The sequence below is a fragment of the Comamonas sp. 4034 genome (assembly GCF_050434545.1).
GTDB classification, from domain to species: Bacteria; Pseudomonadota; Gammaproteobacteria; order Burkholderiales; family Burkholderiaceae_C; genus Comamonas; species Comamonas odontotermitis.
Window position 1 is genome coordinate 18774 of sequence record NZ_JBNDIT010000004.1, and the last position, 14715, is coordinate 33488.

General features: G+C 62.1%; 13 protein-coding genes. 9 read left to right on the plus strand and 4 right to left on the minus strand.

The window, feature by feature from the left end:
- Positions 1 to 50: 50 nt before the first annotated feature.
- A complete protein-coding gene (locus tag ABIE32_RS05635; protein ID WP_224149867.1) occupies positions 51 to 707 on the minus strand; it encodes a response regulator in 657 nt (218 codons plus the stop codon).
- 376 nt (positions 708 to 1083) lie between these two features.
- On the opposite strand from ABIE32_RS05635, the gene ABIE32_RS05640 reads away from it, so the two are divergent.
- From ABIE32_RS05640 to ABIE32_RS05655, 4 genes are all read left to right on the plus strand, one after another.
- A complete protein-coding gene (locus tag ABIE32_RS05640; RefSeq protein ID WP_429014646.1) occupies positions 1084 to 1659 on the plus strand; it encodes a hypothetical protein in 576 nt (191 codons plus the stop codon).
- A 17-nt stretch (positions 1660 to 1676) separates the two neighbouring features.
- Positions 1677 to 3050, plus strand: coding sequence for a CsgG/HfaB family protein (locus tag ABIE32_RS05645; RefSeq protein ID WP_429014647.1), 1374 nt, complete (start codon positions 1677 to 1679; stop codon positions 3048 to 3050).
- Between the two features lie 131 nt (positions 3051 to 3181).
- Entirely contained in the window at positions 3182 to 6250 is a 3069-nt protein-coding gene (locus tag ABIE32_RS05650) for a beta strand repeat-containing protein (RefSeq protein WP_429014648.1), read from the plus strand.
- 273 nt (positions 6251 to 6523) lie between these two features.
- The gene (locus ABIE32_RS05655; RefSeq protein WP_224149871.1) at positions 6524 to 7069 is read left to right on the plus strand and encodes an ABC transporter substrate-binding protein; all 546 of its coding nucleotides are present in this window, start codon (positions 6524 to 6526) and stop codon (positions 7067 to 7069) included.
- Positions 7070 to 7203: 134 nt separating this feature from the next.
- Here ABIE32_RS05655 and ABIE32_RS05660 read toward each other — a convergent pair whose 3' ends face one another.
- On the minus strand, positions 7204 to 7470 hold the full coding sequence (locus ABIE32_RS05660) for a DUF3820 family protein (protein ID WP_224149872.1): 267 nt from the start codon (positions 7468 to 7470) through the stop codon (positions 7204 to 7206).
- A gap of 189 nt (positions 7471 to 7659) precedes the next feature.
- Between ABIE32_RS05660 and ABIE32_RS05665 the strand changes: the two genes are divergently transcribed.
- Together ABIE32_RS05665 and ABIE32_RS05670 are read left to right on the plus strand one after the other, a co-directional pair.
- Positions 7660 to 8448: a MetQ/NlpA family ABC transporter substrate-binding protein gene (locus tag ABIE32_RS05665; RefSeq protein ID WP_377780134.1), complete on the plus strand. Its 789-nt coding sequence runs from the start codon at positions 7660 to 7662 to the stop codon at positions 8446 to 8448.
- A 200-nt stretch (positions 8449 to 8648) separates the two neighbouring features.
- A complete protein-coding gene (locus tag ABIE32_RS05670) occupies positions 8649 to 9950 on the plus strand; it encodes a UDP-N-acetylglucosamine 1-carboxyvinyltransferase (RefSeq protein WP_377780133.1) in 1302 nt (433 codons plus the stop codon).
- Positions 9951 to 10032: 82 nt separating this feature from the next.
- On the opposite strand, the gene ABIE32_RS05675 is transcribed toward ABIE32_RS05670, so the two are convergent.
- Complete coding sequence (locus ABIE32_RS05675; RefSeq protein WP_429014649.1) at positions 10033 to 10950, minus strand: EamA family transporter; 918 nt, start codon at positions 10948 to 10950, stop codon at positions 10033 to 10035.
- Positions 10951 to 11049: 99 nt separating this feature from the next.
- On the opposite strand from ABIE32_RS05675, the gene ABIE32_RS05680 reads away from it, so the two are divergent.
- Both ABIE32_RS05680 and ABIE32_RS05685 read left to right on the plus strand, forming a co-directional pair.
- Positions 11050 to 11520 carry an Lrp/AsnC family transcriptional regulator gene (locus tag ABIE32_RS05680; protein WP_224149876.1) on the plus strand — a complete coding sequence of 157 codons (471 nt, stop codon included), beginning with the start codon at positions 11050 to 11052 and terminating at the stop codon, positions 11518 to 11520.
- 244 nt (positions 11521 to 11764) lie between these two features.
- Positions 11765 to 12832 (plus strand): pirin family protein, encoded by a 1068-nt coding sequence (locus ABIE32_RS05685; protein ID WP_429014651.1) that lies wholly within the window; start codon positions 11765 to 11767, stop codon positions 12830 to 12832.
- Between the two features lie 119 nt (positions 12833 to 12951).
- On the opposite strand, the gene ABIE32_RS05690 is transcribed toward ABIE32_RS05685, so the two are convergent.
- Positions 12952 to 13623, minus strand: coding sequence for a LysE/ArgO family amino acid transporter (locus ABIE32_RS05690; RefSeq protein ID WP_224149878.1), 672 nt, complete (start codon positions 13621 to 13623; stop codon positions 12952 to 12954).
- 71 nt (positions 13624 to 13694) lie between these two features.
- Here ABIE32_RS05690 and ABIE32_RS05695 point away from each other — a divergent pair, with 71 nt between their 5' ends.
- Positions 13695 to 14594, plus strand: a complete 900-nt coding sequence (locus ABIE32_RS05695; RefSeq protein ID WP_224149879.1) for an HTH-type transcriptional regulator ArgP — start codon at positions 13695 to 13697, stop codon at positions 14592 to 14594.
- Positions 14595 to 14715 lie beyond the last annotated feature (121 nt).

Genomic DNA, 14715 nt, shown 5'->3' on the forward strand with positions numbered 1-14715 from the left:
TCCTCCTGCCCACCGCCCGCGCCATCTGCTGCATGAGCTGGCGCTTGTGTCTACTTGATCGGCATGGCCGGCAGAACGCCACTGCGCTGCGCGTTCAACACGGCCTGGGTACGGGTTTCAGCGCCAAAATGCTTCAACACCGATGCCACCTGGTTGCGGATGGTGTGCTCGCTCAGGCCAAACTGCCTGGCAATTGCCTTGTTGCTATAACCCTTGGCCAGCATCTTGAGCACTTCGTACTGGCGCACCGGTAGTTCGCTCTCTCCTTGCGCCAGCGGTGGCACGGTACAGAGGTTCACGGGTTTGCTGCGGCTGACTGGCTCCATTCCCGGGCTCCTGCGCAACCAGTGCTGAACCTGGGCGCATATCGCATCGGGTTGCATGGATTTGGACATGAAGCCTGACGCCCCCTGGCGCACTGCGTCCTTCATCAGCTCCGGATGGTCATGGCCGGAGAGCATCACCACGAAGGCACGCGGCCAGCGCTTGCGCACATGGTCAATGCCGGCCAGTCCATCGCAGCCGGGCATGCTGATGTCCAGCAACACCAGATCTGCCCAACACTGCAGCGCAACCGCCTCCTCCACGGAACTCGCCTCATGAATATGGGCCTGCACCATGTCGCTGGTCGACAGCATCATTCGCAGCCCCTTGCGGAACATGGGGTGGTCATCAACCAGCACAACCGATGGCAATGGAAGCGTCATGTTCACCCCTCGTCTTTCTCTTTTGATAATTTTTGGTGCAAACGCATACATGTCGTTACCTTACATCCAAACCAATCCGTAACCAATAGTTCATTTGTACTAATTCCGATACAGCAATGACTTTGCCATCAATTTGCCCAACTATGAAAATTAACAAGCAATTGATAAATATATAAAAAACAATCAAATTGAACCATCGACCCGACGCGGCTTAATCGATTTTTCCCGCCGCAGCCTAGTACATCTGAACTATTTACGATTGTTCACCAAAAAATGACGATGCAGCCATGCGAAGGCATTGCTGCAATGCAGTCAGTGCACTCGCACTTCCATCCGCCTGGCCTGCAGCAGGCGGATCCACCAATGCGAGGACGACATGAAAAAAACCACCACCTATCTGGCCGTTGGCTTGCTGACGGCGACCGCCCAGGTCCATGCACAGGGCTGGCTCGGCGAATCCGTGCCATGGCAGTTCCAGACCAGTGCCGACCGTGCCAACCGTGCCTTGGTCAACGATCTGGTAGAGAAGAAAAAAGGCGGCTACTACGACGCCTTCAAAAGCACCTACATCACCAACATCGAGCGGCAGGTCAACTGCAATTTCCAGCCCACCTCGGCTGGCAACAGCAGCGCTGCCGACCAGGCCAACAACGTGGCATCGCCAGTGACCAATGCCTCGTCGGGCACCAGTGCCAGCAGCACCGGCAGCTCCAGCGAGAGCCGCGACAACCTCGGCCGCGGCGGGGTTTCCAACAACAGCCAGAGCAACACGGGGCCCATCACCAGCGGCGTGCAGGGCAGCCCCTCGACCACTACCACGGCGCCCATCAACAGCGATCGCTCCAATGGCCAGCAGGACATGCAGGTCGCGCAGAACAACAGCGGCAACCAGACCACGAACGTGAACGGCAGCTCCGCCTGCCAGTTCAGCTCCAGCGGTGCCATCAACTAAGCGCGGCGGAGGACACCATGCTCACACTCACCAAGCACACAGGTCCCGCACTGCAGGCGGGGCGCAGCAAAGTCCTGCCCCTGTCCACCCTGGCGTCCGCCTTGCTGTTGGGCGGCTGCGCGCTGCCTACCTACCAGCAGGTGCAGATGGCCGAAGGGGAAGCCGCTGTCATGCAAGGCCCCGGACCGCGCCACAACGGCACTCCGCTCGACGGCGTGCTGGCCTGCATGTCGCACCGCATCGTCGCGCAGCAGGGCGGAAAGGCCCCCCTGTCCGTGGCCGTCGGCGACATCAAGGACTACACCGGCAAGTACTCGCAGGGCGATGGCAATGTCGTCACCCAGGGCGGCGCACTGATGGTCTACTCGGCGCTGGGCAAGCTCGGCGGCGCGATTGACGTGCGGGAGCGCTTCGACACCCGCGTGGCCGAGCTGGAGCTGGCCTACACCGACCGGCGCCAACTGGGAGACGGCAACTCGCATGCCCTTGCTGACGACAAGGGCCAGCGCGCCGTGCCCTGGCTTCCGTACTACGGTGGCTCCATCCTCAAGTCCGACTACTACATCATCGGCGGCCTGACCGAGGTGAACTACAACATCCAGTCCGGCGGCATCGAGGCACAGGTCAACCAGATCGGTCCACGGTACCGGGTCTTCACCATGAATGTGGGTGCGGACCTGCGCATTGTCGAGACCCGAACCCTGCGTGTGGTGCGTGCCGTCAGCCTGCAAAAGCAGATCGTGGGCCGGGAAATCGGTGCCGGCATCTTCCGCTTCTTCGGCAGCAACCTGTTCGACATCAACGCCGGCAGCAAGGATCTGGAGCCCGTGCAGTTGGGCGTGCGCACCACGCTGGAGCAAGGCGTGATCGAGCTCATCAGCACCATCACCCAGACACCGGCAGCACCCTGCATGGAAAAACCAGGTACCGCCGAGCAGGCGAAGGCAACCGCCGCAGCACCGGAAGAACCTCCTCCCCCCTCTACCCCGGCCCAGCCCACCACAGTTGCTCCGCAAGCCGCAGTGGCCACCGAGCCGCTGCAGGAAAGCACCGCCGCTGCACTCACTGCACTGGATGTGGTTTTCGAGGAGAACTCCAACCGCATTGCACAGCAATCGGCTACTGCGGCTGAAACCGTCTCCACGCGCCTGCGTGCCGGCCAGGGCGTGCGCATCGCCTTGCTCGCCCGCGAGCGCGAAGCCGACCAGAACCCCACCCGCCGCGACGAATTGACCGACGCGCGCATTCAGGCCTTTCGCGGCCTGCTGTCACAGCATGGCGTACCGCCCGATCAGATCCGTGTCACCTGGCGGCCATCCCCAGGCGACAACACCGTGCATCGCTACGGCGCCGGCTACCGGCTGCTGACAAAGCTGCAGGTAACACCCTGAGGCTTCACCGCATGTGGACTGGTATCAAAAACATAGCTGATAGCGCCCAGGTCAAAAGCGCTTGAGGCCAATTTCATCCCTTTTTCAAGAGTTCCTCCCCCGCCACGCTCCATTTTTCCAAGGAGAGCACCATGTCACGTCACACCACATCCCCATCACGCCGCCTTCCACGGCACCATCTGGCGCCCCTGGCCGCAGCCGTGGCCCTGCTGAGTGCTGCCCTCGGAGCGCAGGCACAGATCATCAGTGCTGGCCCGCCCTCGGTCATCGGGCCCACGCCATCACAAAGCAGCAGTGGCCCCATCACTGCAAATGGCGGTGCAAACCTGGTTCTCGGTACTCTGGACCCGGTAACCACCAACAACAGCAACAACAGCATTGGCGCCAGCGCTCACGGCAATGAGCACCAGTTGGCCCCTGGAGCCACAGAAGCGCTCTCCATCACCAGCCAGGCCGGAGCGGTGAACCCCGTTGTAGCCGCAACCCAGTTGGTCACAGGCGCGGTCACTGCCAATACCACCAACTCAACCATCGGCATCGACACCACCGGCGCTGTGAATGCGCTGGCCAATGCGGGCAGCCGCATCGGCGCCACGGCCAATGTCAGCGGCAACGAGGTGTCCTCTCAGGCCACAGGCAATTCCGACGTCGCAACCATGGCCATCAGCGCCCCAACCCTGGTGCTGGCCACGCCTGCGATTGCCGGCTCCGCACAAACAGCGGCAAGCAACATATCGGCCAACACTGCGGTGCGACTGCTGGGCGCAAGCATTCAGCCCCGCAGCGGCAGCTGGACGGATCTGACGATCAACGTCTCCGGCAACGCGGCAGACACCAACGCCACGGCCAACCAATCCAAAGCCGGCATCAGCGTCACCGCACCGGCAGATCTGACCATCTCCGCCAGCGGCGCGCTCATCAGCGGCGCGACCCAGCAGCAGGCCGGCACCACCAGAGCCATCAGCACCGTAGACACGCTCGGCACCCTGATCCAGGGCACCCTCATCTCGCCCAGCCCCTCGGACAGCAGTTTCAACACCAGCGGCAACCAGGCCACGGCATCGGCACAGGGCAACCAGCAAAGCAACCAGATTGCGGTAGCTGCAGGCTCCGTCCAGCTTGATGGCACACTGCCTGCGTTTGCCAACACGATCCAGACAGCCAGCGGCAGCACCCAGGCGCAGAGCGTCGTAGGGACGCTGGGCGTCAGCAACGGGTCTACCAATTCATCGGGCAACCAATACATCGTCAACGGCAATACCGCAGGCTCCAGCGCCAGCGGCAATGCAGGAAGCACTGGTGTTTCCGTGCTGGCAGACAGCAACATCTCAGGCCCTGCGGCCATGGGCCCCGAAGCCATTGTGACTGTGGGTAACACCCAGACCTTTGCGGGCACGGGGGTCAGCGCTCTCACCAAGGTCACACTGCTGGGCTCCTCCATGGCTCCATCGCCGCTTGGCAACTCCAGCGGCGACACCCAGACCATTTCAGGGAACAAGGTCTACGCCTCTGCCCAGGGCTCGGATGCCACCAATACCGCCACCCTGCAAGCCAGCAGCGGCATCGACAATACCGGCGCTGCAATGACCAACCTGCAAAACCACGTAAGTGGCAATGTCAGCGCCACCACCGAGGTGACAGCACTGGGCAGCCGGGCGCTCTTCTCCCAGGATGGAAGCCAGACGGTGACCGGCAACAGCCTGCAGGCCACGGCGCAAAGCACCCGGGCAAGCAATGCAGTCTCCATTACAGGCGGTGCGCTCGACTTCACCCCTGCAGCCATTGTCAATACCCAGACGCATACAGCGGGCAACACCAGCGCCACCGTGGATGTGGCGCAGTTGGGCAGCGTCCGCACCACGCTGGGCCCCTTGCCCATCAACACCTTCACCCGGGACCAGCAAACGGTGAGCGGCAACACCCTCACCGCCGTCGCCAGCAGCCAGACCGCCAGCAACCAGGCAGCGATCAGCGGCAGCAGCCTGGACAACGCGGGCGCGCTCATCGCCAACGCGCAGACCCATGTCTCGGGCAATGTCAGCGCCACGGTGGCCAACCTCAACCAGGTCAGCCCTGCCCCAACACCAAGCCCCATCATGACAATGGTGGGCGTTGGCGCACTGTCCTTGTCTGGCGGGCAAAGCGTCGTATCGGGCAACAACGCCAGCGCCGATGCCAACATCAACCTCGCGGCCAACAGTGCTGCACTGAAAAGTGACACCAGCATGAACGGCGCTGGCAGCGGTGCCATCCTGGGCAACGTGCAGGATGCGCAAGGCGGTAATGCAAGCTCGCTGGTACAGGTCGATTTCGGGGTGTCGGGCCTGCGCTCGGGCGGGCATGAGGCTATCGTCTCGGACAACAGCGCCAGTGCCAGCGCCAGCCAGAACCAGGCCATCAATGCCATCAGCCTGAAGGCCGGGACCAATCTGGTGGCGCCCACCCTTCAGTTGGGCAGTGACCAGAAGGCCGCTGGCAATACCAGCGCCACGGTCACCACCAACCTGCTGACCGGCACGGGCGCGGGCAACAGTGGAGCCACGACCGTCAGCGACAACCAGGCAAGCACCAGCGCACGCGCCAATGTTGCCAACAACGTACTCGCTCTTGACTCGGTCACCGCCAGCGGCGGCCTTGCAGGCGTGCTGTCGAACGTGCAGGCCAATGGTGGCCAGGTCAATGCCAACACCACCATGACAATCGGAGTGCAGGGCGCCCTCGACACGGGAGCCGTCACCGTCTCCGGCAACGCGGTCGATGCGCTGGGAGCAGGCAATGCCGCGCTCAACAGCATCAACGCTGCGGCAGGCACCGCCTTCAACGGCAACAGTGCCAACCTGTTGAACACGCAGACCAACAACGGCGCCATCACCGCCACTGCCGCGCTGAACGCTCCCGCAGGCCAGCCCATGGTGAGCGGCGGTGCCAGTGGCTCCAATCTGCTGAACAACACGGTCACAGCCACGGCCTATGGCAACAATGCGGTCAACCAGATCAACATTGTCGCCCTGCCCGGCCAATTGGTCGCCAGCACCAACCTGACCTCGACGCAGATCAACACCGGTGCGGTGACCGCCACTGCCGGTGGAAATATCAGCAGCGGCGGTGTGTCGACTGGCAACAATATCTCCGGCAACCGCATCAGCGCCGTGGCCGTGGGCAACAACTCGGTGTCGTCCATGACACTGGGCGTGAAATAAGCGGCACCCTCACTGCCGCCCGGGCGGACGCATCGTCCCTCGCCGTCCGCCCTTTTGCCCACCACCGGTGGGCTCTTTTGCTTCTGCCTTGCTCAGGGCAGCCCGTGATTTTGCACGGCGTCCGAAGCAGCGCAGAAGCACCATGCCCTACAATCAGCTTCAGCTTGCGCTACCCAGAACGAATAACCAAAGCGCAGCCTCCTGGCCACTGTTTCTGCTTGCAACGCGCAGCTTGATATCCGCAGTGGTAGCCCTCATCTCTCCAGGGTCGGCATGACACTGCATTCGCAGGCTGTCACCTGCCTTTGGCTGTTTTTCTTGAATGGGACACTTGTGAATTCTTCGTTTCGTACATCCGCCTCCGTGATCGCTTTGACCGTTGCTGGCCTGGTGCTGCCAGGGCTGGCCCATGCCAAGCGCATGGGTGGCGGTTTCAAATCGCGCCCTGCGGCTACGCAGAAGGCCGCGCCTGCGCCTGCAGCCACGCCCGCTGCCAATACAGCAACCAAGGCTGCGCCCGCCCCTGCTGCACAAACACCCGCCGCTACCAATTCTGCAGCAGCAGCGACGCCAGCCGCTCCTGCCGCTGCCGCCCGCCCCAGCATGATGGGCACCATGGGCGCCGCAGCCGTGGGCGCTGTTGCAGGCACCATGGCAGGCAGTGCCATGGCCGGTGCCATGGGTGGCGATAAGGCCAAGGAAGAGGCCGCCGCCAAGCAAGCCGAAGCCAAGAAGGCAGAAGCCGAGGCAGCCGACTTGCAGAAGAAAGCCGACGAAGCCAAGGCCAAGGCAGAAGCCGCACGCGCTGCTGCCAAGTAAGCAGCCCGCTCGGGCTGTGCAGCCCGGTGGTTCAAAAAAAGCCCGCAATGCGGGCTTTTTTCTCGTTATGGGGCGAGAAAAGAACCCGGTCCCCCGTGCGGTGCGGTAGCTTCCAAGGTGCTACCAGCAACCGCTCAACGCTTTGGCTCAGGCAATTGCTCGGCCAGCGCTGCGCGCAAGGGCCGCAGCAGCTCGCCCAGGCCGTTGTGGTCGATTTCATGCATCAGCGCCAGCAGCCTGCCCAGATCGCCCTTGGGAAAGCCTTCGCGGGCAAACCAGTTCAGATAGTTGCCGGGCAAATCAGCAATCGCGCGGCCCTGGTACTTGCCAAAAGGCATGGTGGTGGTCAGCAGGCGCAGCAACTGTGCAGGATCGGAGCCTAAGGCATTGGCAGAGGTCATGGCAGCAAGCATAGCGGAGCGAAACTGCGTCAATATCATATAAAAACATTAATCCTTATAACCAAATCTCTTTATATTCTTTGGACGAGGCTTTTTTTGCCGCTAGACTTGGCACCCATCTTGGTTCAGTCCCATCAAGAAAGACTTCATGTGTTGCCGGGGCTGGTCTTTTTACTATTGCAAAACACCATGTTCAAAAAAACGCTTTCCGTTCTCGCCATCGCGGCTCTGGCCGTGTCTGCCCACGCTGCCGACGTGGTTCTGAAAGTGGCTGCGACGCCCGTGCCGCACGCCGAAATTCTGAATTTCGTCAAACCCAAGCTCAAGGCTGAGGGCGTGGACCTGCAGGTCAAGGAGTTCAGCGACTATGTGCAGCCCAACGCCGCCGTCGAAGACAAGCAGCTCGATGCCAACTTCTTCCAGCACCAGCCTTACCTCGACAGCTACAACAAGGACCGCAAGAGCAGCATCGTGGCCGTCCCCAATGGCAAGGTGCACGTGGAGCCCTTTGGCGCCTACTCCAGCAAGATCAAGAACATCAAGGATCTGAAGGACGGCGCAACCGTTGCCATCCCTAATGATCCCTCCAATGGCGGCCGCGCCCTGCTGCTGCTGCAAAAGCATGGCCTGATCGAGCTCAAGGACGCCACCAAGCTGACCTCCACCCCGCTGGACATCGCCAAGAACCCCAAGAAGCTGAAGTTCAAGGAACTGGAAGCGCCCCTCCTGCCACGCGCACTGGCAGACGTGGATGTGGCCCTGATCAATACCAACTACGCCATTGAGGCCAAGCTGAACCCGACCAAGGACGCGCTGTTCATCGAAAGCTCGGACTCGCCCTACACCAACATCGTTGCCGCCCGTGCCGATCGCGCCAACGACGAAGCCATCGCCAAGCTGACCCGCGCCCTGCACAGCGAAGAGGTGAAGAAATTCATCCTGGAAAAGTACAAGGGCGCCGTCGTTCCTGCCAACTGAACTGACGCCAGCATCTGCTTGCGGCGACAAACCTATGACCCCGACAAGGATTTAGCTGCCGTTAACAATGCTTGCATTGACCGCTGATTACAAAAGGCACTCATTGAGAGTGCCTTTTGTCTTGGTGGCTCCTGTAACATGAAGGGTCTGCGAAGGGCGATGGCCCCATTGCACCCCGATTCCGCGATTTCTCCCTCTGTATGTCCAAACTCATCGTGCACGGCGGCACACCCTTGCAGGGCCGCATCATTCCCTCGTCCAACAAAAACGCCGTGCTGCCCGTGCTATGCGCCACCCTGCTGACCAGCGAGCCGCTGACCCTGCATGGCGTGCCTGACATCACCGACGTGCGCAAGATTCTCGATATCTTCGAGAAGCTCGGCTCCAGCGTTGACATGGACTACCAGACGGGTGAGCTGAAGCTGCACCACCGCGACACACATTTCGACGCCTGCAAGCACCACCTGCCCGAAGAGATGCGCTCGTCCATCATGCTGGTGCCGCCGCTGCTGGCCCGCTTTGGCGTGGCGCGGCTGGAGGACAACGTCAAGGGCTGCACCCTGGGCGTGCGCGAGATCGATCCGCATATCGAGGTCTTCCGCCGCTTTGGCGGGCGCGTGGAACACGGCGAAGGCTCGCTGATCGTGCGTGCCGACGAGAAACTGCACGCTACCCAGCACTGGCTGGATTACGCCTCCGTCACCACCACCGAGAACTTCGTGCTGTGCGCAGCCACGGCCCAGGGCACCTCAGTGCTGACCAATGCAGCCTGCGAGCCGCATGTGCAGGAGTTCTGCCGCTTCATGGCCATGCTGGGCGCGCAGATCGAAGGCATCGGCACTTCGCGTCTGACGGTGCATGGCGTGCAGAAGCTGGGCGGCGGCGATTTCCACTTCGAGGAAGACTTTCACGAAATCACCACCTTCCTGGCGCTCGGCGCCATCACCGGTGGTGACGTGCAGGTACGCAACCGCACGCCTGATAACTTTCCGCTGATCGACCGCACCTTTGCCAAGTTCGGCGTGCAGATCGAACACAAGGATGGCTGGTCGCGTGCCATCCGCACCGGCCCGCTGAAAGTCGAGACGCCCTTCACCCGCAATGTACTCACCAAGGTCGAAGCGGCTCCCTGGCCTTACTTCCCGGTCGACCTGCTGCCGATCTTCATCGCCCTGGGCGTGCGCGCCGAAGGCAATGCCATGTTCTGGAACAAGGTGTACGACGGCGCTCTGGGCTGGACGGGTGAACTGTCCAAGTTTGGCGCCCACGTCTTCTCGTCCGACCCGCACCGTATCGTGACCCTGGGCGGCAACCCGCTGAGCCCCGCCGTGGTCGAGAGCCCCTACATCATCCGCGTGGCCATCGCCCTGTTCATGGTGGCCGCCAGCATCCCCGGCCGCTCCGAGATTCGCAACGCCGCCCCCATCAAACGCGCGCATCCTCGCTTTGTTGAAAACCTGCAAAGCCTGGGCGCCAAGGTGGAATGGGCTGGCGAAAACTAAAGCTACACTTTAGATAGCAAAAAGCGCTTTCTGCATCTGCGGCAAGCGCTTTTTTATTACCCGTTTCAGCCAAGAAACGCCGTCAGACAACCGCCTGCGTATCTCTTGCGGCCTTCTGCGGCACGGGCGCTGTGGCAGGTGCTGGCCTTGAGGTGAGCGCGCTGCCCATGGCCGCCACCATGATGGCGCCGATGGCCGACCACTGGACCGGGCTCAGATGTTCCCCGAGCACCAGCATACCGGCAATCGCCGCAATGGCAGGTTCTGTGGCCAGCATGGTCGAGAACGTACCGGGCGACAGCCGCTTCAAGGCAAACATTTCGAGCGAATACGGGACCGCACTCGACACGGCGGCCACAGCCAGCCCGTAGAGCAGGATCGAAGGGCTCAGAAGCTCGGCGCCCGCCTCGGCAATGCCAAACGGCACCACCACGAACGCAGCGGCCAACAGCCCCAGCGACACCACCATGCCGCCATGCATATGGCCAGCCCGCTTGCCCAGCACGATGTAGCCGGCCCAGCAGGCGGCAGCAATGCCGGCATACAGCAGGCCCAGCGGATCGAGATGCCCCACCTGCACGCCGAACATCGGCAGAATCAGCAGCATGAACAGACCCGTGGCCGCCAGCCCCAGCCAGAAAAAGTCCAGCCAGCGCCGCGATGTGAGCACGGCCACGGACAGCGGGCCGATGAACTCGATTGCCACCGTCACCCCGAAGGGCAGGCGCTTGATCGCCATGTAGAACAGCAGGTTCATCAAACCCAGCACAGCGCCGAAGATGGCAATCTGCCGCAGATTGGCACGGCTTGGCCCAAAACGCCATGGGCGCCAGATGGCCAGCAGCAGCAATGCCGAAAAGCCCACCCGCAGCGCCGTGGTGCCCTGCGCACCAACGACAGGAAACAAGTGCTTGGCAAAGCTGGTGCCCAGACACAGAGATGTGACCGAAGCCAGGACCGCCACCGATGGCAGCACGCGCTGCCCCAAGGAATTTTGCATGGACGAGATAATATTGCGAAGCTGCCAAGTAAATTGCGCAAAATTGCACTGCAACATGCAACTTCCACTCTGTCCGCCATGGCAATGTGAGCCTCGCCGATGAAAGCCGATCTCGACCCCTTTGACTGGGCCATTCTGGCCATTCTGCAAAGGAACAACCTCACCCCGCAACGCGAAATTGCCGAACGGGTGCATCTGTCGCCCGCCGCCGTGCAGCGGCGCATTCGTCGCCTGCAGGACAGTGGGGTGATCGCGGCCAATACCGCCCAGCTCAACCCCGAAGCCGTCGGCCGGCCACTGACGATTCTGATCGAGGTGCAGCTGGTCAATGAGCTCGATGCACTGACCGCCGGATTTCGTACCCGCGTGGCGGCCGAGCCCGCCGTGCAGCAGTGCTACAGCACCACAGGGCACACGGATTACCTGCTCGTCGTCACGGCCGCCGACATGCAGGAGTACCAGGCCATCACCCAGCGACTGTTCGGCGGCGACCAGAACATCCAGCGCTTCACGACCTCCATCGCCCTGGCTACTCTCAAGCGCAGCCTGCAGATGCCATTGCCAGGCTGAACAAACCGTGTCCGCATCGGAGTCTGAATTCGCTATTCAAAATATAGCAATCCGTATTCACCGGCTGCACGGAATGGCCTGATCCATTGGTATATCTGCAGACTTTGGGCGTCCGTTTTAGGTCCATTTGGCAGCTTTCGCCCGCACTCTACCGAGCATTGCATTTGGCCTTCTCACCACCATCTACTTGCTATCTGTAGCAGGCGGGCAGAAGCCTCCTGCGCTCTCTTCAAGAGGACGCACCATGCAAGACAACCACCCCACCATCATCCTCAGCGCCCAGGCCCTGGACCAACGCCTGCCGGGCATCGATCCGTTCATCTTCGGCATGTACCACCAGGACCGCTATCCCGCAGGCAATGGCCAGTTGGGTCCCGGGCAGGAGTTGCTGCAAGGCCGCGAGATCGGCATGGACTTCAGCGGCAAGGACGGCTTCAGCATGTACCACGGCGAGCAGGTGCCGGGTTTTCCTGCGCACCCGCACCGGGGGTTTGAAACCGTCACCATCGTGCGCAAGGGTCTGGTGGACCATGCAGACTCCCTGGGTGCCACAGCCCGCTATGGCGAAGGTGATGTGCAGTGGCTCACCACCGGCTCGGGCGTGCAGCATGGAGAGATGTTTCCCCTGGTGCACGAGGACAAGGACAACACGCTCGATCTGTTTCAGATCTGGCTGAACCTGCCCGCCAAGAACAAGATGGCGCCGCCCGATTTCACCATGTTCTGGGCGCATGACATTCCGCATGTGCGGCAATCCGATGCCCAGGGCCACCAAAGCGAGGTGGAAGTGATTGCGGGCGATTACGTACCCGTTCATTCAGGCGCTGGCGACAGACCGACGCTGGCAAGGGCGCTGGTACCGCCCACCCATTCCTGGGCCAGCGAGCCGGGGGCTGATGTGGCGATCTGGATCATCCGCCTGGAGCCCGGTGCCAGCCTGGTGCTGCCCGCCGCCAGCAGCCAGGCGCGCCGCGCACTCTATCTGACAACAGGCTCCACCCTGACGGTGGACGGCCAGCGCTTTCACCAGCCGGTGATGGTGGAAGTGCTGCCCGATCACCCTGCGCCGCTGCGCAACGACGGCAACGAGGTGGTCGAAGTGCTGATGCTGCAAGGCAAGCCCATTGGCGAGCCCGTGGCATCTCACGGCCCGATTGTGATGAACACCCAGCAAGAGGTCATTCAGGCGGTGCATGATTTTCAGCGCACCCAGTTTGGCGGCTGGCCCTGGCCCAGCCATGCCCATACCCATGGCACCAGGGGCCGGTTTGCCCAGCATCCCGATGGCCGGGTGGAAACGCCGCAGGCCTGAGCTGCCGCTACTCGAAGAAATGCCGCAAAAGCAGAACCCGCCAATGGCGGGTTCTCTTCGTATTAGTCAGTGCATGGCACCCATCCTGGGTGGAAATTGATATTCATCAAGATCGTAAATTACGCAGCGATCTGATCCAGCCCGCCATACACCCACCAAGCCAGGGTCAGCATCATCACGCCGGTCAGTCCGTCAAGAATGCGCCAGGAAAGCGGATTGGCAAACAGCTTCTGCATGCGCTTGCCCGCATGTGCCAGGGTGACGAACCAGGTGAGGCTGGCACAGGCTGCGCCCAGCACAAACACCCATTTGAGCATGCCGTCCTGGCGGGCGCCGATGGAGCCGACCAGCACGACCGTATCCAGGTATACGTGCGGGTTGAACAAGGTGATGACCACCAGCGCGCCCAGCACGCTCCAGAGGCTGCGACGGGCGGCGGCGGTGGTCTTCTCGGCAGCGTCGCCATCGGCGCTCGCGCCCAAAGAAGCATCAGGCGCCGTCACCATGCGCCACAGCGCCATCAGGCCGTAGGCGAGTAGAAAGATCGCGCCGCCCAGCGTGAGGTAATAGGCCAGCCTGGGCGAATCGCCCAGCACCTGCGCCATGCCAGCCACACCGATACCGATCAGCAGGGCATCGGCCAGCACGCACCAGGCCACGCAGGCTCGGATGTGCTGCCCATTGACGGCCTGGCGCAGCACATACAGGTTCTGCGCGCCGATCGACACGATGAGGGACAGGCAGACGGTAAAGCCTGCCAGCCAGGTAGAAGTCATTGTTGTAGTCCACATAGGCGGTGATTGTGCGCCGCCGCAATAATTAAGTAAAATTAAATAATCTGAATCATATGAAGCAATGCTAAATGCTGGACTACCTGGGATTGGCCGCTCTTGCCGCCGTGGTGCGCGAAGGCAGCTTTGAGCGCGCCGCCAAGAAATTGCATGTCACGCCTTCGGCGGTGTCGCAGCGCGTCAAGCAGCTCGAAGAGCGCACCGGCCAGGTGCTGGTGCAGCGCGGGAACCCTTGCACCGGCACCGAGGCGGGTCGGCGCCTGTGCCTGCATCTGGAGCAGGTGGCACTGCTGGAAAACGAGCTGCGCCGCAGCAACCCCGATCTGCTGCCCGAGGCGCCGGTGGCACCCACGCTCAAGCTGGCGGTGAACGCGGATTCGCTCTCCACCTGGTTCATGGACGCCATGGCCGAATTCACAGCGGGCGGCAATGAGCTGCTTGATCTGCGCATCGACGACCAGGACCACACGGCGCAGGCCCTGCGCGAGGGCGCCGTGATTGGCGCGGTCACCGGCACCAGCAGCCAGATCCCCGGCTGCAATAGCTGGCCACTGGGAACCATGCGCTATGTTGCCGCTGCCAGCCCTGGCTTTGTAGCGCGCTACTTTGCGAACGGGGTGACCGCAGAGGCGCTGGCCCGTGCACCGATCATGACGTTCGACCGCAAGGACCGCCTGCAGGACCAGTGGATGCAGGCCAACGGTCTGGCCTCGCGCAACAGCGGTCCACGCCATTTCCTGCCGTCCAACTACGGCTACGTGCGCGCCTGCGAGATCGGCATGGGCTGGGGCATGCACCCGGAGGTGCTGATTGACGAGCAGTTGGCGCGCGGCCGCCTCGTGCCCTTGATTGCGGGCACGCCGCTGGACGTGCCCCTGTTCTGGGCCTTGCCGCGCAGCGCGCAAACCAGCCTTGGGCGGCTGACCGACTGCGTCATGCGGGCGGCGGCAGAGGTGCTGACGCCCGCTTGAACAGCAGCCGCAGTATCGAAACTGTAGCAACTATGCCGCACTACCTTTGACCGCCTGACGCAAAATTCTGGTAAACCGCGGCAAGCACTCCTATCATTGCGGAAATAAAAACATCCACATC

Bases quoted from the DNA above. Each gene is read 5' to 3' on its own strand.
- ABIE32_RS05655 (WP_224149871.1), top strand. From the start codon at position 6,524: ATGACACTGCATTCGCAGGCTGTCACCTGCCTTTGGCTGTTTTTCTTG.
- ABIE32_RS05650 (WP_429014648.1), top strand. From the start codon at position 3,182: ATGTCACGTCACACCACATCCCCATCACGCCGCCTTCCACGGCACCAT.
- ABIE32_RS05660 (WP_224149872.1), bottom strand. From the start codon at position 7,470: ATGACCTCTGCCAATGCCTTAGGCTCCGATCCTGCACAGTTGCTGCGC.
- ABIE32_RS05645 (WP_429014647.1), top strand. From the start codon at position 1,677: ATGCTCACACTCACCAAGCACACAGGTCCCGCACTGCAGGCGGGGCGC.
- ABIE32_RS05665 (WP_377780134.1), top strand. From the start codon at position 7,660: ATGTTCAAAAAAACGCTTTCCGTTCTCGCCATCGCGGCTCTGGCCGTG.
- ABIE32_RS05695 (WP_224149879.1), top strand. From the start codon at position 13,695: ATGCTGGACTACCTGGGATTGGCCGCTCTTGCCGCCGTGGTGCGCGAA.
- ABIE32_RS05680 (WP_224149876.1), top strand. From the start codon at position 11,050: ATGAAAGCCGATCTCGACCCCTTTGACTGGGCCATTCTGGCCATTCTG.
- ABIE32_RS05635 (WP_224149867.1), bottom strand. From the start codon at position 707: ATGACGCTTCCATTGCCATCGGTTGTGCTGGTTGATGACCACCCCATG.
- ABIE32_RS05670 (WP_377780133.1), top strand. From the start codon at position 8,649: ATGTCCAAACTCATCGTGCACGGCGGCACACCCTTGCAGGGCCGCATC.
- ABIE32_RS05690 (WP_224149878.1), bottom strand. From the start codon at position 13,623: ATGTGGACTACAACAATGACTTCTACCTGGCTGGCAGGCTTTACCGTC.
- ABIE32_RS05640 (WP_429014646.1), top strand. From the start codon at position 1,084: ATGAAAAAAACCACCACCTATCTGGCCGTTGGCTTGCTGACGGCGACC.
- ABIE32_RS05685 (WP_429014651.1), top strand. From the start codon at position 11,765: ATGCAAGACAACCACCCCACCATCATCCTCAGCGCCCAGGCCCTGGAC.
- ABIE32_RS05675 (WP_429014649.1), bottom strand. From the start codon at position 10,950: ATGCAAAATTCCTTGGGGCAGCGCGTGCTGCCATCGGTGGCGGTCCTG.